Here is a 21,812-nt window from a genome sequence, read left to right on the forward strand (position 1 = left end):
TCTCCTGACATTCCGCTCCCGATTTCTGCATACGTGCCTGCATGAGCCGCACCACCGTTGCCACCATCCACCTGGGCGCCCTGCGCCACAACCTGGCGCTGATCCAGCGCACGGCCGCGCCGGCGCGGGTGATGGCCGTGGTCAAGGCCGACGCCTACGGCCACGGTCTGGAGCGGGTGGCGCGCGCGCTGGACGAACAGGCCGAAGCCTTTGCGGTGGCGGCGCTGGGCGACGGCCTGCGCCTGCGTGCAGCGGGGCACCGTCAGCGCATTGCCGTGTTGTCCGGCCCCGACCAGCCGGGCGACATCGCCGAGATGCAGCGGCTCGGGCTGGAGGCGGCGATCCACCATGAAACCCAGCTCGCCTGGCTGGCCGAGGCCTCGCCGCGCCGCGGTCGGCTGCGGGTATGGATAAAGATCGACAGCGGCATGCACCGTCTGGGCTTCGCGCCCGAGCAGGTGGCGGCCGTGCATGCGCGGCTGGCCGCGATGCCGGGCGTCGATCCGCAGATCGGCCTGCTCACCCATTTCGCCGAGTCGGAAGTGTTCGACGGCGCGGTGACGCGGGCGCAGATCGAGCGCTTCAACGAGGTGACTGCCGGGCTCGACGGGCCGCGCTCGCTGGCCAACTCGGCCGCCGTGCTGGGCTGGCCGCGGGCGCGCGCCGACTGGGTGCGCACCGGCGGTCTGCTGTACGGCCTCTCGGTGGTCGACGGCAAAAGCGGCAGCGATTTCGGTTTTCGCGCGGCGATGACCTTGTCCACCCGTCTCATCGCGATCAACCGCATCCGTGCCGGCGAGCGCATCGGCTACAACGGCACCTGGACCTGCCCCGAGGACATGCCGGTGGGCGTGGCGGCCATCGGCTACGGCGACGGCTACCCGCGCAGCGCGGTGGCGGGCACGCCAGTGCTGGTGAACGATCGGCGCGTCCCGCTGATCGGCCGTGTCTCGATGGACCTGATCACGCTGGACCTGCGCGACGCGCCGGCCGCGAAAGTGGGCGACCGCGTGACCCTGTGGGGGGCGCAGTTGCCGGTGGAGGTTGTTGCGGCGCAGGCCGGCACCATCAGCTACGACCTGACCTGCGGCATGACCCGGCGCGTGCTGTTCGTCGAGGACGAGGGCTAGCGGCCATCGCGCCGACAGCGCGACGCGTCGCCTGCGTCTCGCGACCTGCGATGCGCCCACGTTAAGCTCGCCGCTTCGCTTTTCATCCTCCGGAACCACGCATGGCTAAGGCCAAGACCGCCTACGTCTGCACCGATTGCGGTGCCGAGCACTCCAAGTGGCAAGGCCAGTGTGTCGAGTGCGGGGTGTGGAACACGCTGTCGGAAATCGTGCTGCAGCCGGCGGCCAAGTCGGTGGCAGCGCAGCGCAGCGTCGGCTACGCGGGCAAGGCGGCCGGCTCGCCCGTGGTCACCCCGCTCACCGCGGTGGCGCTGACCACCGAGGCGCGCAGCTTCACCGGTATCGGCGAGCTGGATCGCGTGCTCGGTGGCGGGCTGGTGGACGGTTCGGTGGTGCTGATCGGCGGCGATCCGGGCATCGGCAAATCCACGCTGCTGTTGCAGATGCTCGGCACGCTGGGCGCACAGCTGCCCAGCGTCTACGTCACGGGCGAGGAGTCGCTGTCCCAGGTCGCAGCCCGCGCGCAGCGGCTGGGCCTGCCGCTGGCGCCGCTGCACGGGCTGGCCGAAACCTGCATTGAACGCATCCTGGAGCAGGTCTCGGCCAGCCGTCCGCGTGTGCTGGTGATCGATTCGATCCAGACCATCTGGACCGAGCTGCTCACCGCCGCGCCGGGCTCGGTGAGCCAGGTGCGCGAATCGGCCGCCAAGCTCACCCGCTTCGCCAAGGAGACCGGCACGTCGGTGTTCCTGGTCGGCCACGTCACTAAGGAGGGCGGCATCGCCGGCCCGCGCGTGCTCGAGCACATGGTCGACGCGGTGCTGTATTTCGAGGGTGAGTCGGGTAGTCGATTCCGCGTGCTGCGTGCGTTCAAGAACCGCTTCGGCGCGGTCAACGAGCTGGGCGTGTTCGCGATGAGCGAGAAGGGTCTGCGCGAGGTGCCTAACCCGTCGGCGATCTTCCTGTCCACGCACTCTGGCCCCACCTCGGGCAGCGCGGTGATGGTCACCCGCGAGGGCACCCGGCCGCTGCTGGTGGAAGTGCAGGCGCTGGTCGACCAGAGCTCGCTGGGCAATCCGCGGCGCGTCGCGCTGGGCCTGGAGCAGAACCGGCTGGCGATGCTGCTGGCGGTGCTGCACCGGCACGGCGGCGTGGCCGCGTATGACCAGGATGTGTTCGTCAACGTGGTCGGCGGCATCCGCGTGCAGGAGACCGCCGCCGATCTGCCCGTGCTGCTCGCGGTGCTGTCGTCGCTGCGCGACCGGCCGCTGCCTGACAAGACCATCACTTTCGGCGAAGTCGGCCTGTCCGGCGAAATCCGGCCGGTGCCCAACGGCGAGGAACGCCTGAAGGAGGCCGCGCATCACGGCTTCCGTCGCGCCATCGTGCCGAAGGCCAACGCGCCGAAGAAGGGCAAGGTGGGCGAGATGGAGGTGGTCGGCGTGGAGCGGCTGGCCGAGGCGATCGACGCCTGCCGCTGAGGGCGCAGGAGCGCACCTTGTGCGCCAAAAGCCGACGAAGCGGGGAGGGCGCGAAGCTGGATCAGCTCTCGCGCACAGGGTGCGCTCCTACGGGGCGAACACCACCGTCTTGTGGCCGTCGACCAGTACACGGTCGTCCAGCACCAGCCGCAGGGTGCGTGCCAGTACTCTGCGCTCGATGTCGCGGCCGATGCGGATCAGGTCTTCCGGGGTGTCGCTGTGGCTGACCCGTTCGATGTCCTGCTCGATGATCGGCCCTTCGTCCAGTTCGGCGGTGACGAAGTGTGCGGTGGCTCCGATCAGCTTGACCCCGCGGCGGTGCGCCTGGTGGTATGGCCGGGCGCCCTTGAAGCCGGGCAGGAACGAGTGGTGGATGTTGATGCAGCGGCCGGCGAGCTTGCCCGCCAGATCGTCCGAGAGCACCTGCATGTAGCGGGCGAGCACCACCAGCTCAGCTCCAGACCGCTCGATCACCGCCCACACCTGCGCTTCCTGTGCCGCCTTGCTGGCGCGGTCGACCGGCAGGTAGTGGAACGGGATCCCGTCGAGGTCCAGGTGGCGATAGGTCTCGCGCGGGTGATTGGTCACGATGCCGACGATGTCCATCGGCAGTTCGCCGATGCGCCAACGGTAGAGCAGGTCGGCGAGGCAGTGGTCGAATCTTGACACCATCAGCAGCACGCGGCGCCGCCGGTCGCGCGGGCGCAGCGTCCACTGCATACCGAACCGCTGGGCGACCACCTTGAAGCCGGCGCGCAGGTCGTCCGCTTCCACGTCCAGCGTGCACGGGCGGAACACCAGCCGCATGAAGAACTGCCCGGTCTGGGCGTCGCCGAACTGCTGCGCCTCAAGGATGTTGCTGCCCTGGGCGGCCAGGTGGCTGGAGACGGCGCCCACGATGCCGGGGCGGTCGGCGCAGGAGAGGGTCAGGACGAACTGCGCGGCTTCCATCTCCCGTCCACTCCGCTACAAGCTGCGATGAAGAACCAGTTCGAGCACGGCCTTGGTGCCGAAGAACGCCAGCACCAGCAACGCGGTGCCCGACAGCGTGAGGTTCACCGCGCGACGGCCGCGCCAGCCGTAGCGCCAGCGGCCGAACAGCAGCGCGCCGAACACCAGCCAGGCGAGGATCGACAGCACCGTCTTGTGTACCAGGTGCTGGCCGAACAGGTTGTCGACGAACAGCGTGCCGGTGACCAGAGTCAGGGTGAGCAGGGCGAAGCCGGCGCCGATCAGCTGGAACAGCAGCGATTCGGTCAGCGTCAGCGGTGGCAGCGCACGCAGCCAGGGACCGAACTGGCGGTGGCGCAGACCGCGCTCCTGCACCGCCAGGCCGATCGCCAGCACCGCGGCGATCGACAGCACGCTGAAAGCGAGCAGGGCGATGGTCACGTGCAGCTTGATCTGCCAGTCCATCGGCGTAGGTACGGTCGGCGGCGCGACGAAGCCGTCGATGGCCACCAGCAGGGCCGACAGGGGAAACACCGCCACGCCCAGTATCGCCACCGGCCGGGTCAGGTTCACCAGCAGGGTCAGCGCCGATACCACGCAGGCGACCAGCGACAGTGCGGCGAAGAAGTGCAGGTCCAGCGCGCCGCGGTGCATGCTCAGCAGCGCCGTGCCGTGCAGCAGGACGGCGGCGGCGGCCACCACCAGCGGCATGCGTCCGCCAGGTGGCCGGCCCTCGCCGAGCAGCGGCCAGGCGAGCGCGGCCGTAGCGATCAGGTAGAGGGCGACGGCCAGCAGGTTGAGCGCGGAAAGGATCATGGCCGGTCAGTGTCGCACAGCCATCCGCGGCTCGGGCAGGGGTGCGGCGGACGATCCTGCCGGATGCAGGGCGGTTGGCTATAATCAGACGCTTTCCACCCGGGTTTGCCGCGCATGTTCGAGTCGCTCAGTCAACGCCTCTCCGCCACCGTCAACCGCCTGCGCGGTCGCGGTCGCCTGACCGAGGAGAACATCCGCGAGTCGCTGCGCGAGGTACGCATCGCCCTGCTCGAGGCCGACGTGGCGCTGCCGGTGGTGCAGGCGCTGATCGAGCGCGTGAAGGTGCGCGCGGTCGGCCAGGAGGTGCTCAAGAGCCTGTCGCCGGGCCAAGCGCTGGTGAAGGTGGTGAGCGACGAGCTGACCGCGGTGATGGGCACGGTCAACACCGAGCTCAACCTCGCCCAGACCCCGCCGGCGGTGGTGCTGATGGCCGGCCTGCAGGGCGCGGGCAAGACCACTACGGTGGGCAAGCTCGCCCGCTTCCTGACCGAGCGCAAGAAGAAGCGGGTGATGGTGGTCAGCTGCGACGTCTATCGTCCGGCGGCGATCGAGCAGTTGCGCACGCTGGCCGGGCAGGTCGGCGTGAGCTTCTTCCCCTCCGAGGCCGGCCAGAACCCGATCGATATCGCCAAGGCGGCGATCGCGGCCGCCCGGCGCGAGGTCATCGACGTGTTGCTGGTGGATACCGCCGGCCGCCTCAGCGTCGACCAGGCGATGATGGACGAGATCAAGGCGCTGCACGCTGCGATCACCCCGGTCGAGACGCTGTTCGTGGTCGACGCGATGACCGGCCAGGACGCGGCCAATACGGCCAAGGCTTTCGCCGAGGCGCTGCCGCTGACTGGCGTGGTGCTGACCAAGACCGATGGCGATGCCCGCGGCGGTGCCGCGCTGTCGGTGCGCTACGTCACCGGCCGGCCGATCAAGTTCCTGGGTGCTGGCGAGAAGTCCGATGCGCTCGAGCCGTTCCATCCGGACCGCGTGGCCCAGCGCATCCTCGGCATGGGCGACGTGCTGTCGCTGGTCGAGGAGGTCGAGCGCAAGGTCGACCATGAAAAGGCGCAGAAGCTCGCCACCAAGGTGATGAAGGGCAAGCGCTTCGATCTGAACGACATGAAGGACCAGCTCGAGCAGATGTCCAACATGGGCGGCCTGGCCGGCCTGATGGACAAGCTGCCGGGTATGGCCAGCGTCCCGGACAGCGTGAAGTCCAAGGCCAACGACGGCGAGCTGAAGAAGATGGTCGCGATCATCCAGTCGATGACCAAGAAGGAGCGCCGCCATCCCGATCTGCTGAACGGCTCGCGGCGCGCCCGCGTGGCCCGGGGCTCCGGCACCCAGCCGGCCGACGTCAACCGCCTGCTGAAGCAATACATGCAGATGGAAAAGATGATGTCCAAGCTGGCCAAGGGCGGCAGCAAGGGTCTGCTGCGGCAGATGCGCGGCGCCATGAAGGGCATGGGCGGCATGGGCGGTGGCCTGCCACCGATGCGCTGATCCGGATCCTGTCCTGCGCTATCCGAAGCCGAACGTCATTCGGTGCCAGTCGGCCGAAGCAGGCCGTCATCCCCGCGAAAGCGGGGATCCAACTTGCTCTTGGCACCGAAGTCAAAACGGGTCCCCGCTTTCGCGGGGATGGAAGTTCGCTTCATTGTGACGGGATCCGCGGTGCGCACAGCCGTCCAAGGGCTTCCCTTTTACCGAAAATCCACTAAAATGCCGCGTTTACCGCGCACGGTCTCGTGCGTGCGGCCGGCGATTCCGGCATCTCTGGAGCTTTTACTATGGTCAAGATTCGTCTTTCGCGCGGTGGCGCCAAGGGCCGTCCGTTCTACCACATCGTCGTGACCGACCAGCGCAGCAAGCGCGACGGCCGCAGCATCGAGAACGTGGGCTTCTACAACCCGGTCGCGTCCGGCAAGGACAAGCGCCTCGAGCTCAATGTCGAGCGCGTCAACGAGTGGGTGGGTAAGGGTGCCCAGCTGACCGACAAGGTCGCCGCCCTGGTCAAGGAAGCCGGCAAGCAGCAGGCTGCCTGAGCATGGCTGAAGCCGGTCGGCGCGTCCTGATGGGACGCATCGTCGGGCTGTACGGGGTGCAGGGCTGGCTCAAGATCGAATCCTGGTCCGAGCCCCGCACGCGGATTTTCGACTACCAGCCCTGGCAGCTCTCCACGGCGCCGGGCGAAGTGGTCGAGGTGTCGGGTATCAAGGGGCGTCCGCAGGGCAAGGGGCTGATCTGCCACCTGCCTGATGTGGACACCCGCGAACAGGCTGCGGCGCTGGTGGGCAAGGACATCCATGTTGCCCGCGAGCTGCTGCCGCCACCCGGCAAGGACGAGTACTACTGGGTCGACCTCGAAGGGCTTGAGGTCGTCACCACCGAAGGCGTGGCGCTCGGACGGGTCAGTCACCTGTTCGCGACCGGGGCCAACGACGTGGTGGTGGTGAGGGACGGCGAGCGCGAGCGGCTGGTTCCCTTCATCCAGGGCAATTACGTGCGTTTGGTGGATATGGAAGCCGGGCGCATGGTGGTGGACTGGGATCCCGAGTTCTGAAGCCCGCGCCACGCTGGCCGCCGACCGGAGGATCCTGATGCGCATCGACGTCGTCACGCTGTTTCCCGACTTCATGCGCCAGTGCGCCGCGGTCGGTGTCGTGGGACGCGCGCAGCAGCGTGAGCTGCTGCAGGTGGAAACCTGGAACCCGCGCGACTTCGCCACCGACAATTACCGCACCGTTGACGGCCGCACCTGCGGCGGCGGACCCGGTATGGTGATGCTGATAGAGCCCTTGCGTGCGGCCCTCAGGGCGGTGCGGGAGGCGGCACCGGAGCCGGTGCATGTGATTTATCTCAGTCCGCAGGGAGCGCGGCTGACGCAGGACCGGGTGGTGTCGCTGGCGAAAATGCCGCGGATCGCCCTGCTCTGCGGACGTTATGAAGGAGTGGACGAGCGTCTGCTGGCGCACGAGGTCGACGAGGAGCTTTCCATCGGCGATTATGTGCTGTCTGGCGGCGAGCTGGGCGCCGCGGTGGTCATCGACGCGGTGGGTCGCTTGCAGGACGGCGCGTTGAACGACGCGCAGTCGGCGCAGCAGGATTCGTTCTCGGACGGCCTGCTGGATTGTCCGCACTACACGAAACCGGTGCATGACGCACTGGGTGACGTGCCGGCGGTACTGTTGTCCGGCGATCACGCGGCCATCCGCCGTTGGCGCCTCAAGCAGTCGCTGGGACGAACCTGGTTGCGACGTCCCGATCTGCTGGCGCGACGGAAGCTGGATGCAGAGTCCGCCGTGCTGTTGGAAGAATTCCGCCGCGACTATCTGCGGCACCACGAAGCGGCCGTCGCAGACCGCGGTAATTGAATCGACACAGGTGTTGCCATGAACAAGATCATCGAACAGTTCGAATCCGAGCAGATCACCCGCCAGCTGCCGGAATTCGGCCCCGGCGACACGGTGGTGGTCAACGTCAAGGTGAAGGAAGGTAACCGCGAGCGCGTGCAGGCGTTCGAGGGCGTCGTCATCGCCAAGCGCAGCCGCGGCCTGCATTCGGCCTTCACCGTGCGCAAGATCTCGCACGGCACCGGCGTGGAGCGCGTGTTCCAGGCGCACAGCCCGACCATCGAGTCGGTGCAGGTCAAGCGCAAGGGCAAGGTGCGTGGCGCCAAGCTGTACTATCTGCGCAATCTCGAGGGCAAGGCTGCGCGCATCAAGGAAGACATCGCTGCGGCTGCCGCTGCGAAGGCTGCGAAGTCCGCCGAGTAAGTCCGCTCACGCAGGGCGAGTCGAAAAGCCGCGGAGGCCTGCCTCCGCGGCTTTTTCGTGTCTCGCGAAAGGCGTCGGGGACGGTGGGCCTCAGTCGACCAGGCGTTGCGGTTCCTGCAGGAAGTTGCCCTGTACGAAGTCCACGCCGCAGGCGAACAACAGCGACGTGCTGCTGGCGTCCTCCACCCACTCGGCCACGGTGAATCGCTTCAGCTCGCGCGCGTGGTGGCAGATCTCGGCGATCTTTTTCTGGTTTTCCGGGTGCTGCGGCAGCTGTGCCATGTAGGACCGGTCGATCTTCAGGTAATCCGCGTCGACGTGGTTGAGCAACTGGAACGAGTTGAGCCCGGAGCCGAACTGCTCCAGTGCGAAGCGACCCCCCAGTTTCTTCCAGCCGGTAACGAATTCCTGTGCCGGGCGCAGCAGCGTCACCACCTTGCTCTCGGTCATCTCCAGCACGATCTGGCCGTTCTTGAGGCCGGCCCTGCGCAGCTGTTCGCCAAGCCAGGCCAGCAGGGTGCCGTCCTGGATGGAGTCGGCGGTGAGTTTCACGAAGAACGTGGTCTTGATGCCCTGGCCATCGCGGGCGCGCAGCGTCTCGATGGCCTTGGCCAGGACCCAGCGGTCGATCGAAGTGGTCAGGCCGTGCTTTTCCGCGATCGGCATGAAGAAGCCGGGCAGGACCTCGCCCTGTGGTCCGTTCATGCGCAACAGGATTTCCGAATACTCGCCCTCGGCGTCCTGCAGGCTGATGGTGTGCTGGTGGTAGAGCACGAAGCCGTTGTTGGCGAGGGCGTGCTGGAGCAACTGCAGCCAGTAGCGATCGCGCTCGGCGTCGGCCTTTTCGCGGGCGGCCGGATCGTGCAGCTCGACCTTGCCGCCGCCCTGGCTGAGTGCGTTGCGCAGCGCCTGGCCGGCCTGGTTGAGCAGCAGCTCGGCGTTCGCGTTCTTCTCGCCGAGCAGGCTTCCGCCGACGCTGGCGGAGACGGCGATCGACTGCGAGCCGAGGTCGAAGATCTCGCTGGCGATGCGCTCCTGCAGGTCGCTGATCCACTGCTTGACCGACTCGTCATTGCGGTTGCGCAGGATCACGCCGATGGTGTGCTCGGAGAGCAAGCCGGCCACGTCGTCGTCGCCGACGCCGGCGCTGACGCGGTTGGCGAAGGCCGCCATCAGCTCGTCGGCCTTGCCCATCCCCACGCTGTCGAGCAGCGACTGCCAGTTGTCCGGCTCGATCAGCAGCAGGCTCTGCCCCTTGGTGCCCTTGGCGGCGGCGGTGACCGCGTCGTCGATGCTCTCCAGTGTGCGTGCGCGGTTGTACAGGCCGGTGACCGGGTCGCGATGCAGCTGCTGGATCAGCTGCGGATCGATCTGCTGGCGTCGGAACACGATCTGCAGGCAGGGCTCGCCCTCGAACGTGGCGTGAGCGAACTCGACCGTCGCCTGGAAGTTGCTGCCGTCGGAGCGGCGTGCCTGAAGATCGATATGCGCGGCGGCCTTTTCGTTGCGGGCGTGGCTGCGCAGCAGGTTCTTGAAGGGTTCGGCGTCGGCACTGCTGATCAGGTCGAGTACCGGCAGGCAGAGCAGGTCGTCGAAATCGTCGTAGCCGAAGGTTTCCAGGTACGCCTTGTTGGCGCGCACATGCATGCCGTCGTGGACGAAGGCGATGGGATCTGTCGACGAGTCGAGCAGGGCGTCGGCGCGACGCTCGGATTCCCGGAGCGCGGCCTCCAGCAGGCGCACCTGGCGGCGCGTCTGCAGCGCCTCGTGCTCGCGCTGCAGGACGGTCATCATCTGCCGGGGCTGGCTGCGGATGGCAATGCCGCGTACACCGGTGTTGAACAGATCGGCGACCGTCTGGTTGTCGACCTGGGCCACCAGCACGACCAGCGACAGGTCGCGGCCGTGTGCCTCCAGTTGCTGCGCCACGTCGCGCAGCGGCAACTTTGCCGGTGCCGGGTCGTACAGCACGATGTCCGGGACCAGTTCGTCCAGTGCAGCCTGGATTTCCTCCGGGTTCGTCGCTCGTGCCGGTCGCACGGCGATGCCGCCGTTGCGGAGCAGGCTGATGATCTGTTCGGCGTCCTCCACCGAGGCCTCGACGAACAGGATCTTGATCACGGAATCTTTTTTCATGGACACATCGGTCGGTTCTGGGATGCGCCGGCCGGCTGCGACCGACGCGCGCCAATCCTGGCGCACTCCCAACGGTTGTAACGGATTCCCGCGATGGCCGCCAGCGGGGAGGGGCCATGGTGTGGCGACCGGGTGCTCACAACGGCAGCTTTGAGGGTGCGCCGGGCACCTCGCGAACCAGTCGCGGCACCAGATAACCGGGAAGGCGACCGCGCAGATCGTCCATCAGGGCGAGCGCCCTTGCGTCGTCCACTTCGAAATGGGCGGCTCCCTGCACCCGGTCGAGCTGGTGCAGGTAGTAGGGGAGCACGCCGATGGCGAACAGTGCTTCGGAGAGCTCGGCCAGCGCCGCGGAATGATCGTTGATCCCGCGCAGCAGCACGGCCTGGTTGAGCAGGGTGCAGCCCGCCTCGCGCAGACGGCGGCAGGCCTCGGCCACGCCGCGGTCGACCTCGCGGGCGTGGTTGGCATGCAGCACGACCACCTTCTGGAGCGGCAGGGTGGACAGCCAGCCGACCAGGGGCCCGTCGATCCGGTCGGGCAGCACCACCGGCAGGCGTGTGTGCAGGCGCAGGCGGTTGACCTGGGGAAGGTCCGCCAGGCCGTCCGTCAGCTCGATCAGCTTGCGGGTGGACAGTGCCAGCGGATCTCCGCCGGAGAGAATCAGCTCGGTGATCCCCGGGTCGCGCCGGAGATGGTCCAGCGCCTGGCGCCATTGACCCGCGGCCGCCATTTCCTCGCCGTAGGGAAAGTGCCGCCGGAAGCAGTAGCGGCAGTTGATCGCGCAACTGCCGCTGGCGATCAGCAGGGCGCGGCCCTGATATTTGTGCAGTACGCCCTGCGCCTCGCGGGCGGCCAGGTCGCCGACCGCGTCGGTAGCGTAGCCCTCCACCCAATCCAGCTCTGCCAGTTGCGGCAGCACCTGGAGCAGCAGCGGGTCATCGGCGTCCCCTGGACGCATGCGTGCCACGAATGCCCTGGGTACGCGCAGGGCGAACCCGGCGTCCGCCTCCGGCAGCCGGTCAGCCATATGCTCCATCCCCAGCAGGGCGAGCAGCTCGCGCGGGTCGGTGACGGCATCGCGCCACTGCTGGCGCCAGTCGCCGGCCGGGGTTATGCGGGTGCCGGGGCTTGCGGTTATCATGTATGGCCCTGTATCGGGCGTAAGCCCGGGTGATTGATCATTTTAGCCGCTCATACGGGCGGATTCTTCGATTGGAGCGCACTGCATGGCCACCGCTGGTCTGAACGACGTCAAGAAGGGGATGAAGATCCTCCACAACAACGACCCGTGGGTCATCACCGACGCCGACTTCATCAAGCCCGGCAAGGGCCAGGCGTTCACCCGCATCTTCATCCGCAATCTGAAGACCGGGCGCACCACCGAGCAGACGATGAAGTCGTCCGACTCGTTCGAGGTCGCCGACGTGGTCGACACCGACATGCAGTTCCTCTACTCCGACGGCGAGTACTGGCACTTCATGCAGCAGGAAACCTTCGAGCAGCACCAGGCCAACAAGGTCGGCGTGGGTGACGCCGCCAAGTGGCTGAAGGGCGAGGAGGAGTGCGTGGTGACCCTGTTCAATGGCGAGGTCATCGCCGTGCAGCCGCCGAACTTCGTCGAGCTGAAGATCACCGAGACCGATCCGGGCGTCCGTGGCGACACCTCCGGCGGCGGCGGCAAGCCGGCCACCCTGGAGACCGGCGCGGTGGTCCGCGTGCCGCTGTTCGTAGGTACGGACGAGGTGATCAAGGTCGATACCCGCACCGGCGAGTACGTCAGCCGCGTCGGCAAGTAAGCCGTTCGATCCCGCCAGGTGATCGACGAGAGGGGCGGGGGCCGCGAGGTACCGCCCTTTCTCGTTTTTGCATCGAACCGTTTTGCATCAATCGCGCAGGCCATGACCGCCTGCCCATCCCGCACAGTGAGGTGAAGATGAGTGTCACGCCCCCGCAACCCGTCGACCTGGTGATCGAGGCCCGTTGGGTGGTGCCGGTGGAGCCGCATGCCGTCGTGCTTGAACGCCATGCCGTGGTGGTGGATGCCGACCGCATCGTGGCGCTGCTGCCGATCGCCGAGGCGCGCGTCACCTACGCGCCGCGCGAGCGGGTGGAGCTGGGCGAGCACGCCTTGATTCCCGGCCTGATCAACAGCCACACGCACAACCCCATGACCCTGCTGCGCGGCCTGGCCGACGACCTGCCGCTGATGACCTGGCTGCAGGAGCACATCTGGCCGGCCGAGGCGAAGGTGATCGGCCCGGAGTTCGTGCGCGACGGCGTGGAGCTGGCGGTGGCCGAGATGCTGCGCGGCGGCACCACCTGCGCCAACGAGAACTACTTCTTCCCCGATGCGATCGGCGCCACCTACCGCAAGCTGGGCTTCCGCGCCCTGGTCGGCCTGCCGGTGATCGAATTCCCCACCGCCTGGGCGAAGACCCAGGACGAGTACTTCGAGCGCGCCGCCGAGGTGCACGACAGCTTCCTTGGCGATCCACTGGTCGGTACCGCGTTCGCGCCGCATGCGCCATACACCGTGTCCGACGCCAGCTTCGAGCGCATCCGCGTGCTGGCCGACCAGCTCGACATCCCGGTCCACCTGCACCTGCACGAGACCGCGCACGAGGTGGAGGAGGAAAAGAAGAAGAGCGGCCTGCGTCCGTTCCAGCGCATGCAGAAGCTGGGGCTGGTCAACGATCGCCTGATCGCCGTGCACATGACCCAGGCGACCGATGGCGAGATTGCCGCCTGCGCGGAGGCTGGCGTCTCGGTGGTGCACTGTCCGGAATCCAACCTCAAGCTGGCCTCGGGCTTCTGCCCGGCGGAGAAGTTCCGCCGCGCCGGCGTGAACCTGGCGATCGCCACCGACGGCTGCGCCTCGAACAACGACCTGGACATGTTCGGCGAGATGCGCACCGCGGCGATCCTGGCCAAGGCGGTGGCGCAGGACGCCGCTGCATTCGATGCCGCCTCGGCACTGCGGGCCGGCACGCTCAACGCCGCCCGCGCGATGGGGCTGGAGGAGCTGATCGGTTCGATCGAGCCGGGCAAGCAGGCCGACCTCGCCGCGGTGCGGCTGAGCGACCTGGAGACCCAGCCGCTGTTCCACGTCGCCTCGCAGCTGGTCTACGCCACCGGTCGCCATCAGGTCACCGACGTGTGGATCGCCGGCCGCCGCAAGCTGGCCGGGCGCGAGCTGGTCGGGATGGATCTGGAAGCCATGCTGGCCCGTACCCGCCAGTGGCGCGAGCGGATCGCCGCGGTATGAGCCACAAGCCGGTGTATCTCGTCCTGCTCAAGCGCCGTCCGGTGGTCGATCCGGCGGCGATCGAGGCCCACCGGGCGTTCCTCGAGGCGCTGCGCGCGCAGGGCGTGCTGGAGCGCTCGGGGCCGTTCGCCGACAAGAGCGGCGGCGCCTACCTGATCCATGCCGACGATCTCGCCGCCGCGCAGGCGATCGTCGACCGCGACCCGGCCAGCACCAGCGGCGGCTGGGACATCACCATCCACGAGTGGCAGGCGCGCTGAGCGCACGCCGGGAGTCTTCACCATGCCGACCATGCACGCCAACGTCAGCCCCGAGGAGATCGCCCGCTTCGACAAGCTGGCCGACCGCTGGTGGGATCCGGACGGCGAATCGCGACCGCTGCACGACCTCAACCCGGTGCGCGCGGCCTACGTCGCCGATCGCGTCGTCCTTAAGGGCGCGAAGGTGGCCGACGTCGGCTGCGGCGGCGGCCTGCTCAGCGAAGCCCTGGCGACGGCCGGTGCGCAGGTCACCGGCATCGACCTCGGCGAGAAGGTGATCGAGATCGCCCGGCTGCACCTGTACGAATCGAACCTCGCGGTCGACTACCGTGTGCAGTCCTCGGCGGAGCTGGCGGCGGCCGAGCCGGCCTGCTTCGACGCGGTGTGCTGCATGGAGATGATCGAGCACGTGCCGGACCCGGAGGCGCTGGTCAACGACCTGGCGACGATGCTCAAGCCCGGCGGCAGGCTGTTCATGTCCACGCTCAACCGCACCCCGGTCGCCTTTGGCGCGGCGATCCTCGGGGCGGAATACCTGATGCGCATGCTGCCGCGCGGCACCCACCACTACGCGCAGTTCCTCAAGCCGTCCGAGCTGGCGCGGCTGCTTCGCCACGCCGGGCTGGAACTGGAGGACGTTTCCGGGCTCGGCTACAACCCGCTGACCCGCAAGGCGTGGCTCAGCCGCATCACCGCCGTGAACTACCTGCTGTGCGCACGCAAGCCGGCATGAAGACCCTGCCCGACCGCGTCGAGGGCGTGCTGTTCGACCTCGACGGTACCTTGCTGGACAGTGCGCCGGATCTTTACGCCGCATTGGCCCGCCAGTGCGCCGAAGAGGGGGTCGCACCGCCGGACTTCGCGCCCGTGCGCGAGGTGGTCTCGCGCGGCTCGCGGGCGATCCTGCGCTGCGCGTTCGGCGATCGCGGCGAGGCTGCGGTCGAGGCGCTGGTGCCGCGCTACCTCGCGCTTTACGAGCAGGCGGTCGCCGAAGACACCCATGCGTTCGACGGCGTCGAGGCGCTGCTGGCCGCGCTGGAGCGACGGGGCATCCGCTGGGGCGTGGTGACCAACAAGCCGGGCTTCCTGACCGATCCGCTGTTGGCCCGCATCGGCTGGGCCGCGCGTGCCTCCGCGGTGGTCTCGGGCGACACGCTGCCGGTGAAGAAGCCCGATCCAGCGCCGGTGCGGCTGGCCTGCGATACCGCGGGGATCGACCCGTCGCGCAGCCTGTTCGTCGGCGACGATCGCCGCGACGTGCAGGCCGGGGCCGCTGCCGGGCTCTACACCGTAGCCGTCCGTTGGGGCTACCTCGACGGCGGCGATCCGGACACGTGGCAGGCCGACGCGGTGATCGATCATCCCGCGCAGCTTCTCCGCCTGCTGGCGCTGGAGGTCTCCGCATGAGCGAGGCGCCGCACGGCCCTCTGCAGAGCTATGTCGACAAGTGGCTGGCGGTGCAGCCGCAGCAGCGCGTGGCGCTGGTGTTCGTCGATCCGCATCGTCATGCCGGGCACATCGCGCTGGCCGCGCTCGAGCAGGAGCTGCTGGCCGCCGCGTACGGCATCCGCGAGCCGCAGGTGGCGGCGGTCAAGCTCAACTGGTGGGCCGAGGAGTTGGCAGGGGCGGCGCAGGGCGGCGGGCGTCATCCGCTGACCCAGGTGCTGTTCGACGACGAGCGCGCGCAGGCGTTGCCGGCCGAACTGTGGCTGGCTCCGGTGCGCGCGGCGATCGCGCAGCTGGAGGCCGGTACCGCGGCCGATTTCGGCGCGCAGCTGGTTGCCGCCGAGCCGCTGCACGGCGCTTTGGCCGCACTGGAGACCGCATGGTGGTTCGGTATCGATGCCGATCCGCGGCGAGCGGGTCGCGTGGCCGTGCTGGCGCACCTGTGCCACGCCCTGCGTCGCCTGCAGGACGATGCCGAACGCGACCGGTTGCCGCTGCCGATGGCGCGGCTGGCCCGTTTCGGCCTGTCGCGCGCCGATCTGCGCGCGACAGGCGAGGCGCGCGCCGAGGCACTGCGCGCCCAGCTTGGCGATCTCGCGGCGGCGTGGCGCGAGGCGATGGCGCTTGCCGGCCCGCTCGGCATGTTCCGCACGCTGGAGGCTCGCGAGTCGATCCGGTTGGCGAAGGCGGCGGCGCGTGCCGGCGACCCGCTGGCAACACTGCAGCGCGGCCTGCCTGGCAGCGGCTTCGGGCTGACCCTGGCGGCGTGGCGTGCCGCACGCCGCTGGCGCCGCAGCGAAGGCTGAGTCGGCACCGGCCGCAGGACGCAGCGTTTCCCCGTCGCAACTGTTGCGACGGGCGATCCCGCCCCTACATTGGCAGTTCCACGCGAGTGCGCTCGCAGCCCGTTCCAGGATGTCTCCCCATGCACAGTCACGAAAACACCGCCCGCCTGATGCCCGATGTCGCCCATCAGGCCCAGCCGCACCTGGCCGGTGCGCTCGACTGGGTCGGCATGGATGGCATCGAGGTGCCGGTCCGCTTCGATGCCGGTGACGGCGAGGTGCAGCGTGCCAGCGCCCAGGTCGGTGCCTTCGTCAACCTGACCCGGCCGGACCAACGCGGCATCCACATGTCGCGCCTGTATCTGCTGGTCGATCGCCATCTCGGCGGTAGCGAGCCGCTCGGCGCGAAGGGGCTGGAAGCCCTGTTGCAGGCCTTCCTCGAGTCGCACAAGGATCTCTCCGACCACGCGCGCCTGAGCATCCGCTTCGATGCGCTGGTGCGTCGGGCTGCGCTGCGCAGTGGCAACAGCGGTTGGCGCAGCTACCCGGTGTCGGTCGAGGCCAGCCTCGGGCCGGACGGTTTCGGGCTGGAGCTGGGTACCGAGGTGGTCTATTCCTCGACCTGTCCGGCCTCGGCAGCCCTGTCGCGGCAGCTGATCCAGGAGCGCTTCACCCAGGATTTCGCCGCCGACCAGCCGATCGACCATGCGGCCGTGATGGCCTGGCTCGGTAGCGAGCAGGGTATCGTCGCCACCCCCCACGCCCAGCGCAGCGTCGCGCGGCTGCTGGTGCGGCTGAACGATGGCGTGTCGTTCGATCTGCTCGGTACGCTTGATCGTGTGGAAGGCGCGCTCGGCACGCCGGTGCAGACAGCGGTGAAGCGCGAGGACGAACAGGCTTTCGCGCTCGCCAACGGCGGCAACCTGATGTTCTGCGAGGATGCCGCCCGCCGTATCCAGCGAGCACTCGAGTCCGATGAGCGCCTGGCCGACTTCCACGTGCGCGTAGAGCATCAGGAGAGCCTGCATCCGCACGATGCGGTGGCCTACGCCAGCAAGGGCGTGCCCGGGGGCTTCGGCAGCGGCCCGCTCTGAACCTGCGATCGCAGCAGGGCTCAGGCCGGTGTGTCGCCCCACAGCGCGAACACGAAGAACAACGCGATCGCGAGCAGGCTGACCAGCACGTAGTCGCGCCGGTCGCCGAGCATGCCTGCGCGCAGGGACAGGTAGACCGGCGCACCCACGCCACCGAGCAGGATCAGCCACCACCCGGCATGAGGCAACGGGCGACCCGCGCGTTGCAGTTGTCGGCGGTCATGCAGCGCCAGCGCGATGTAGGCCACCATGCCGATCAGTCCCGAGCCCGGCACTTGCGACAGCAGCGACAGCGCAAGTGGCAGGCAGGCGATCAGCCAGGCCACGGCAGGGCTCACTGGAACGGAGGCCGGTGCGATTCGCAGGGGCACATCGGCGGCAAACAAGGTCTGTTCGACAGGCGCCCAACCGGACATGCCCTCGCACCACACGAGGGTGCCGGCCTGCATCCGGCCCTCGCTCAGGCGCCGCCGGATGACCTTCTCGTCGACCGGCCCCACCGCGCGCTGGCCGTCCTGGTAGTGCCACGAGGTCGGTGACATCAGCAACACGGCCCCGGTGCTTGCCGGGGCGACGGGGGCGTGGGCGTGACGGATGACTCGTGCATCTTGCTGGTCCGGACGTTCACTCAGCGAACCGGGCGGGAGTCGTCGGTGCCGGTGGTGACGCGGTGGCGGCATCGGCGCAGTTCGAACGTCTCCGGTACCGGGTCCTCGCCACCGCAGCACAGCGGCTGGCAACGGGCGATGCGCCATGCGGCGAGGATGCTGCCCCGCAGCGGTCCGAAGCGCGCCAGGGCAATCCGTGCATAATCCGAGCAACTGGGGTAGAAGCGACAGCGTTGTCCCAGCAGGGGGCTTAGCCAGCGTTTGTACAGGCGGAGCAAAAGAAGCAGGAATCGGGTCAAGGCACTTCACGCGGCCGAAGCGGCTGGTGGTCTGTAATGGTCCAGTATTCCAGAAAGCTCGCTTGCTGGTGTAAGGCACATGGGCTATAACACCCGGCCGCCACGGCCAAAACGGTGAAGGGAAATGGCGAAAACCACGCGTAGTTCGACCGCCACCAAGGCGCAGAAGAACAAGCCTGCGGCCACGGCGAAGTCCACCAAGACAGGGAAAGCGAAGCCCGTCGCGGCCACATCGCGTGGCGCGTCCCGGACCGTCGCCAAGCCCGTTGCCGGAAAAGCCAAGGTCGCAGCCAAGAAGCCTGCGCAGAAGAAGCCGTTAGCGAAAAAGGCTGCGGCAAAGCCCGTGACCGCCAAGAAGGCGGCTCCGGCGAAGAAGGCGCCTGAGAAGAAGGTGCCCGCCAGGAACGTCGTGGTGAAGAAAGCGGCCGCGAAGAAGGTCGTGGCGAAAGAGGCACCGGCCAGGAAGGTAGTTGCGAAGCCTGCCCTGGCCAAGAAAGTCTCGGCAAAAAAGGTGGTGAAGCCGGCCACGGCGGCGAAGAAGGCCGTCAAGCAGGCAGCCGCCAAGCCGATAGCTGCCAAGAAGGCGGCGGCCAAGGTGGCGCCGGTCAAGGCCGCTCCGGCCAAGCCGGCACCCGTGGTCGCCAAGCCGGCTCCGGTAGCGCCGAAGGTGGCGCCGGCGCCCGCGGGCAAGGTGGCCAGCGCCACCGCGATCGCGACTCCGAAGGTGGCAACGGCTACCATCAGTCATTCTCCTCCCAAGAAACAGAAGTCCCAGCCGTCCTCAATGAATAAAGCTGCAGCCAATACCGACCATGGCGTGACGAAGGAAGACGGGCGCTACGCGCTGCCCGCCAGCGTCACGATCGATCTGCCCAAGGGCTATCGCCCCTCCGCCGACGAGGAGTACATGAGCCCGCGGCAGCTGGCGTACTTCCGCAACAAGCTTCGCGACTGGCGTGACCAGCTCGTGGAGGAGTCGCGCCAGACGATGGAGAACCTGCGTGACGAGGTTCGTGATGTCGGCGATGAAGCCGAGCGCGCCACGCGCGAGACCGAGAACTCGCTCGAACTGCGCACCCGTGACCGCTACCGCAAGCTGATCTCCAAGATCGACAAGGCGCTGCGCCGGATCGAGGAAGGTCGCTACGGCTACTGCGAGGAGACCGACGAGGAAATCGGCGTCGATCGTCTCGACGCCCGCCCGATCGCCACCCTCTCGCTCGATGCGCAGGAGCGCCGCGAGCACCTGCAGAAGCAGATGGGCGATTGATCCGCCGTCACTCCGGCATCGGCACGAAGCCCCGCTCCGGCGGGGCTTCGTCGTTTCGGCGCTTGCGTCCGGTTCAAATATCCATGATTCTAGAAATATGGATGAGTCGATCGCACTCGATACGCTTGCCGCGCTGGCCCAGTCGACCCGGCTGGCGGTGTTCCGCCTGCTGGTGAGCCACGAGCCGCACGGCCTGCCGGCCGGCGATGTGGCCGCGGCGCTGGATGTGCCGCAGAACACCCTCTCCGCGCACCTCGCCGTGCTGGCGCGCGCCGGCCTGGTCGAGGGCGAGCGGCAGGGCCGCTCGATCGTCTACCGCGCCCGGCTGGACGCCCTGCGCGCGCTGATGGTGTACCTCGCGCGCGACTGCTGCAGCGCGCATCCCGAACTGTGCCAACCGCTGCTGGCCGAGCTGGCCTGCTGCCCTCCTGCCAAGGCTTCCCGATGACCGATCGCATCTTCAACGTTCTTTTCCTGTGTACCGGCAACTCGGCGCGCTCGATCCTGGCCGAGAGCCTGCTCAACCAGCTCGGTGCGGGGCGCTTCCGCGCGTTCTCGGCGGGCAGCCAGCCCAAGGGCGAGGTACACCCGCTGGCGCTCAAGGTGTTGGGCGAAGCGGGTTATCCGGTCGACGGCCTGCGCTCGAAGAACGTGGACGAGTTCGCCGCCGCCGATGCACCCGTCATGGATTTCGTCTTTACCGTCTGCGACAACGCCGCTGGCGAGGTCTGCCCGATCTGGCCGGGCCACCCGATGACCGCCCACTGGGGTATCGAGGATCCGGCCGCCGCCACCGGAACGCCGGAGCAGCGCGAGCAGGCGTTCCACACGGCGTTCCGCTTGCTGGCGAACCGGATCCGCGCGTTTACGGCCCTGCCGCTGGCCGGGCTGGAGCGCGAGTCGTTGCGCGCCCAGCTTCAGCAGATCGGCCGCGCCGAAGGCGCCAGCCCGGCCACGGCACCGCTGGACGTGGCGATTTACCACAACCCCGCCTGCGGCACCTCGCGCAACACGCTGGCGCTGATCCGCCACTGCGGGTTCGAGCCGCACGTCATCGAGTACCTGAAGACCCCGCCCAGCCGCGCCTTGCTGGCCCAACTGGCCGCACGCACCGGCGAGCCGCTGCGCGCGCTGATCCGCGAGAAGGGCACGCCGTACGCCGAGCTGGGGCTGGACGACACCACGCTGTTGGACGACGCACTGCTCGACGCGATGGAGGCCCATCCCATCCTGCTCAACCGCCCGCTGGTGGTCTCGCCGCTGGGCGTGGCGCTGTGCAGGCCGTCCGAGCGCGTGCTCGACCTGCTGCCGATGCGTCCGCGCGGCGCCTTCGTCAAGGAGGACGGCGAGGCGGTGCTCGATGCGCAGGGCCGTCGCGTCGGCTGATGGCTTTTCACTCTTTCCGGATTCACCGATGACCGCCGCCGCCCCGCGCCTTCGCCTCTCGTTTCTCGACCGCTACCTCACCGTGTGGATCTTCGCCGCGATGGCACTGGGCGTGCTGCTCGGCTCGGTGTTCCCGCAGCTGCCGGCGGCGCTTGACCGCATGAGCGTGGGTAGCACCAACATCCCGATCGCCATCGGCCTGGTGCTGATGATGTATCCGCCGCTGGCCAAGGTGCGCTACGAGGAGCTGCACCGGGTGTTCGCCGACCGCCGCCTGCTGTGGCTGTCGCTGCTGCAGAACTGGGTGATCGGGCCGCTGCTGATGTTCGCGCTGGCGGTGATCTTCCTGCGCGACCAGCCCGAATACATGACCGGGCTGATCCTGATCGGCCTGGCGCGCTGCATCGCGATGGTGCTGGTGTGGAACCAGCTGGCCGGCGGCGACAACCAGTACGTGGCCGGGCTGGTGGCGTTCAACGCGATCTTCCAGTTGCTCACCTTCGGCGCGTATGCGTGGTTCTTCCTGAGCGTGCTGCCGCCGGTGTTCGGGCTCGCGGGGCAGGTCGTGCCGGTGGCGTTTTCCACCATCGCCGGCGCGGTGCTGGTGTATCTCGGCATCCCGTTCGCCGCGGGCTGGCTGGGCCGGCGCGTGCTGATCCGCGCCAAGGGGGAGGCATGGTACGCCGGGCGCTTCCTGCCGCGGATCGGGCCGATCACGCTGGTGGCGCTGCTGTTCACCATCGTGGCGATGTTCAGCCTCAAGGGCGGCGAGCTGCTCGCCCTGCCGCTGGACGTGCTGCGCGTGGCGCTGCCGCTGGTGGTGTACTTCGTGGTGATGTTCGCGGTGAGCTTTGCGATGGCCCGCTTCGTCGGTGCCAACTACCCGCGCACCACGGCGGTAGCGTTCACCGCCGCCGGCAACAACTTCGAGCTGGCTATCGCAGTAGCGATCGCCGCGTTCGGGCTGGCGTCGAAGGTGGCGTTTGCCGCGGTGATCGGTCCGCTGGTGGAGGTGCCGGTGCTGCTGGCGCTGGTCCACGCGGCGCGGGCGATGCAGTCACGTTTTCCGGTGACGGCGGAGACGCAAGCGTGAGCCGGCTGCGCAGCTTGAC

24 protein-coding genes and 1 pseudogene are annotated in these 21,812 nt (G+C 68.4%); 19 read left to right on the plus strand and 6 right to left on the minus strand.

From position 1 onward, the window contains the following. Positions 1 to 41 precede the first annotated feature (41 nt). Together alr and radA are read left to right on the plus strand one after the other, a co-directional pair. Complete coding sequence (gene alr, locus NC595_RS10640) at positions 42 to 1,130, plus strand: alanine racemase (protein ID WP_253566284.1); 1,089 nt, start codon at positions 42 to 44, stop codon at positions 1,128 to 1,130. A gap of 101 nt (positions 1,131 to 1,231) precedes the next feature. Continuing rightward, positions 1,232 to 2,611, plus strand: coding sequence for a DNA repair protein RadA (radA, locus tag NC595_RS10645; RefSeq protein WP_253566285.1), 1,380 nt, complete (start codon positions 1,232 to 1,234; stop codon positions 2,609 to 2,611). An 87-nt stretch (positions 2,612 to 2,698) separates the two neighbouring features. Here the strand turns inward: radA and purU are convergent, their stop codons facing one another. Both purU and NC595_RS10655 read right to left on the minus strand, forming a co-directional pair. Then, entirely contained in the window at positions 2,699 to 3,562 is an 864-nt protein-coding gene (gene purU, locus NC595_RS10650; RefSeq protein WP_253566286.1) for a formyltetrahydrofolate deformylase, read from the minus strand. A 15-nt stretch (positions 3,563 to 3,577) separates the two neighbouring features. Continuing rightward, positions 3,578 to 4,378 carry a cytochrome C assembly family protein gene (locus tag NC595_RS10655; RefSeq protein WP_253566287.1) on the minus strand — a complete coding sequence of 267 codons (801 nt, stop codon included), beginning with the start codon at positions 4,376 to 4,378 and terminating at the stop codon, positions 3,578 to 3,580. A gap of 114 nt (positions 4,379 to 4,492) precedes the next feature. Here NC595_RS10655 and ffh point away from each other — a divergent pair, with 114 nt between their 5' ends. The 5 genes from ffh (at position 4,493) to rplS (ending at position 8,148) form a co-directional block, all read left to right on the plus strand. After that, a complete protein-coding gene (ffh, locus tag NC595_RS10660) occupies positions 4,493 to 5,875 on the plus strand; it encodes a signal recognition particle protein (RefSeq protein ID WP_253566288.1) in 1,383 nt (460 codons plus the stop codon). Between the two features lie 287 nt (positions 5,876 to 6,162). Beyond that, complete coding sequence (rpsP, locus tag NC595_RS10665; RefSeq protein WP_017462793.1) at positions 6,163 to 6,417, plus strand: 30S ribosomal protein S16; 255 nt, start codon at positions 6,163 to 6,165, stop codon at positions 6,415 to 6,417. A gap of 2 nt (positions 6,418 to 6,419) precedes the next feature. Further along, positions 6,420 to 6,935: a ribosome maturation factor RimM gene (gene rimM / locus NC595_RS10670; RefSeq protein WP_253566289.1), complete on the plus strand. Its 516-nt coding sequence runs from the start codon at positions 6,420 to 6,422 to the stop codon at positions 6,933 to 6,935. Between the two features lie 37 nt (positions 6,936 to 6,972). Continuing rightward, positions 6,973 to 7,746, plus strand: a complete 774-nt coding sequence (trmD, locus tag NC595_RS10675) for a tRNA (guanosine(37)-N1)-methyltransferase TrmD (protein ID WP_253566290.1) — start codon at positions 6,973 to 6,975, stop codon at positions 7,744 to 7,746. Positions 7,747 to 7,764: 18 nt separating this feature from the next. Next, complete coding sequence (rplS, locus tag NC595_RS10680) at positions 7,765 to 8,148, plus strand: 50S ribosomal protein L19 (RefSeq protein ID WP_063671932.1); 384 nt, start codon at positions 7,765 to 7,767, stop codon at positions 8,146 to 8,148. 90 nt (positions 8,149 to 8,238) lie between these two features. Here rplS and NC595_RS10685 read toward each other — a convergent pair whose 3' ends face one another. Further along, on the minus strand, positions 8,239 to 10,284 hold the full coding sequence (locus NC595_RS10685) for a GGDEF/EAL domain-containing response regulator (protein ID WP_253566291.1): 2,046 nt from the start codon (positions 10,282 to 10,284) through the stop codon (positions 8,239 to 8,241). Between the two features lie 136 nt (positions 10,285 to 10,420). Beyond that, positions 10,421 to 11,428, minus strand: a complete 1,008-nt coding sequence (gene epmB / locus NC595_RS10690) for an EF-P beta-lysylation protein EpmB (protein WP_253566292.1) — start codon at positions 11,426 to 11,428, stop codon at positions 10,421 to 10,423. An 85-nt stretch (positions 11,429 to 11,513) separates the two neighbouring features. Between epmB and efp the strand changes: the two genes are divergently transcribed. The 7 genes from efp (at position 11,514) to folE2 (ending at position 17,137) form a co-directional block, all read left to right on the plus strand. Further along, a complete protein-coding gene (gene efp / locus NC595_RS10695) occupies positions 11,514 to 12,083 on the plus strand; it encodes an elongation factor P (RefSeq protein ID WP_253566293.1) in 570 nt (189 codons plus the stop codon). A gap of 137 nt (positions 12,084 to 12,220) precedes the next feature. Further along, positions 12,221 to 13,552, plus strand: coding sequence for a TRZ/ATZ family hydrolase (locus NC595_RS10700; protein WP_253566294.1), 1,332 nt, complete (start codon positions 12,221 to 12,223; stop codon positions 13,550 to 13,552). Beyond that, complete coding sequence (locus NC595_RS10705; RefSeq protein WP_253566295.1) at positions 13,549 to 13,812, plus strand: YciI family protein; 264 nt, start codon at positions 13,549 to 13,551, stop codon at positions 13,810 to 13,812. Before NC595_RS10700 ends, NC595_RS10705 begins: the two co-directional genes overlap by 4 nt. Positions 13,813 to 13,834: 22 nt before the next feature. Beyond that, positions 13,835 to 14,545, plus strand: coding sequence for a bifunctional 2-polyprenyl-6-hydroxyphenol methylase/3-demethylubiquinol 3-O-methyltransferase UbiG (gene ubiG / locus NC595_RS10710; protein WP_253566296.1), 711 nt, complete (start codon positions 13,835 to 13,837; stop codon positions 14,543 to 14,545). Beyond that, a complete protein-coding gene (gph, locus tag NC595_RS10715) occupies positions 14,542 to 15,219 on the plus strand; it encodes a phosphoglycolate phosphatase (protein ID WP_253566297.1) in 678 nt (225 codons plus the stop codon). Before ubiG ends, gph begins: the two co-directional genes overlap by 4 nt. Beyond that, positions 15,216 to 16,064, plus strand: coding sequence for a squalene/phytoene synthase family protein (locus NC595_RS10720; RefSeq protein ID WP_253566298.1), 849 nt, complete (start codon positions 15,216 to 15,218; stop codon positions 16,062 to 16,064). Before gph ends, NC595_RS10720 begins: the two co-directional genes overlap by 4 nt. Positions 16,065 to 16,183: 119 nt before the next feature. Beyond that, positions 16,184 to 17,137 carry a GTP cyclohydrolase FolE2 gene (folE2, locus tag NC595_RS10725; RefSeq protein WP_253566299.1) on the plus strand — a complete coding sequence of 318 codons (954 nt, stop codon included), beginning with the start codon at positions 16,184 to 16,186 and terminating at the stop codon, positions 17,135 to 17,137. A gap of 20 nt (positions 17,138 to 17,157) precedes the next feature. Here the strand turns inward: folE2 and NC595_RS10730 are convergent, their stop codons facing one another. Next, positions 17,158 to 17,679: a DUF4339 domain-containing protein gene (locus NC595_RS10730; RefSeq protein ID WP_253566300.1), complete on the minus strand. Its 522-nt coding sequence runs from the start codon at positions 17,677 to 17,679 to the stop codon at positions 17,158 to 17,160. Positions 17,680 to 17,765: 86 nt separating this feature from the next. Then, positions 17,766 to 18,044, minus strand: coding sequence for a membrane protein insertion efficiency factor YidD (yidD, locus tag NC595_RS10735; protein ID WP_253566301.1), 279 nt, complete (start codon positions 18,042 to 18,044; stop codon positions 17,766 to 17,768). A 124-nt stretch (positions 18,045 to 18,168) separates the two neighbouring features. Between yidD and dksA the strand changes: the two genes are divergently transcribed. The 5 genes and pseudogenes from dksA to arsB all read left to right on the plus strand — a co-directional run bounded on the left by dksA (position 18,169) and on the right by arsB (position 21,793). Next, positions 18,169 to 19,314: an RNA polymerase-binding protein DksA gene (gene dksA / locus NC595_RS10740; RefSeq protein WP_253566302.1), complete on the plus strand. Its 1,146-nt coding sequence runs from the start codon at positions 18,169 to 18,171 to the stop codon at positions 19,312 to 19,314. A 97-nt stretch (positions 19,315 to 19,411) separates the two neighbouring features. After that, complete coding sequence (locus NC595_RS10745; protein WP_253566303.1) at positions 19,412 to 19,762, plus strand: ArsR/SmtB family transcription factor; 351 nt, start codon at positions 19,412 to 19,414, stop codon at positions 19,760 to 19,762. After that, a pseudogene (locus NC595_RS10750) lies at positions 19,759 to 20,169 on the plus strand (arsenate reductase ArsC); the annotation flags it as partial. The gene NC595_RS10745 and the pseudogene NC595_RS10750, both read left to right, overlap by 4 nt. A 108-nt stretch (positions 20,170 to 20,277) precedes the next feature. Next, on the plus strand, positions 20,278 to 20,700 hold the full coding sequence (gene arsC, locus NC595_RS10755) for an arsenate reductase (glutaredoxin) (protein ID WP_253566819.1): 423 nt from the start codon (positions 20,278 to 20,280) through the stop codon (positions 20,698 to 20,700). Positions 20,701 to 20,728: 28 nt separating this feature from the next. After that, the gene (arsB, locus tag NC595_RS10760) at positions 20,729 to 21,793 is read left to right on the plus strand and encodes an ACR3 family arsenite efflux transporter (RefSeq protein WP_253566304.1); all 1,065 of its coding nucleotides are present in this window, start codon (positions 20,729 to 20,731) and stop codon (positions 21,791 to 21,793) included. The last annotated feature ends 19 nt before the right edge of the window (positions 21,794 to 21,812 follow it).

Source organism: Dyella lutea (genome assembly GCF_024158035.1).
Classification (GTDB): Bacteria; Pseudomonadota; Gammaproteobacteria; order Xanthomonadales; family Rhodanobacteraceae; genus Dyella_A; species Dyella_A lutea.